This window comes from Pseudomonas psychrophila, assembly GCF_001043005.1.
GTDB lineage: Bacteria > Pseudomonadota > Gammaproteobacteria > Pseudomonadales > Pseudomonadaceae > Aquipseudomonas > Aquipseudomonas psychrophila.
Genome location: NZ_JYKZ01000110.1, coordinates 1 through 522, shown reverse-complemented (window position 1 = coordinate 522; position 522 = coordinate 1). Strand labels below are relative to the sequence as shown.

Genomic DNA, 522 nt, shown 5'->3' with positions numbered 1-522 from the left:
TGCAAGGTGCTGGTGGCCGACAGGTCAAGACGGTCAAGGTCATACAACGGGCGCTGGAGCAGGGCGGAAAGGCGGCTGCGGGCCACGCTGATGCCCTTGTTGGTTTCGTTGGGTTGCATCGTGGGGGCCCGCGCCCAGTCGCGGTAGGTCACGTGGCTGGCCAGTGCGGCGGCCATCAGTGCCGGATAGTCCTTGAGCTCATCAGGAAACTTCAGTGCTACGCCTTTCACTTCGGCCTGCAACCGCGCCACGCTGGCCAGCGAAGCCCGGTACTTGGCCGCACTCTCACCAAAGTTGGATTCGGTCTTGGTCGGATCGAGCTTGGCAAGGATCTCGCCCTGCTTGACGATATCCCCTTCGGAGACGTTGAGCTCCGCAACAATACCGCCCTCCAGCGACTGAATAACCTGTTCGCGAGAGGTCGGGATTACCTTGCCGGTACCGGTCGATACCTCGTCTATTTCAAACAGATAGGCCCATATACCGAACGCCAGCAGCATTAATACAACGCACCAGACAATC

General features: G+C 59.6%; 1 pseudogene. It reads right to left on the bottom strand.

The features are described from left to right. Positions 1 to 500 (bottom strand): annotated as a pseudogene (locus tag TU76_RS24335) (hypothetical protein); the annotation flags it as partial. Between the last annotated feature and the right edge of the window lie 22 nt (positions 501 to 522).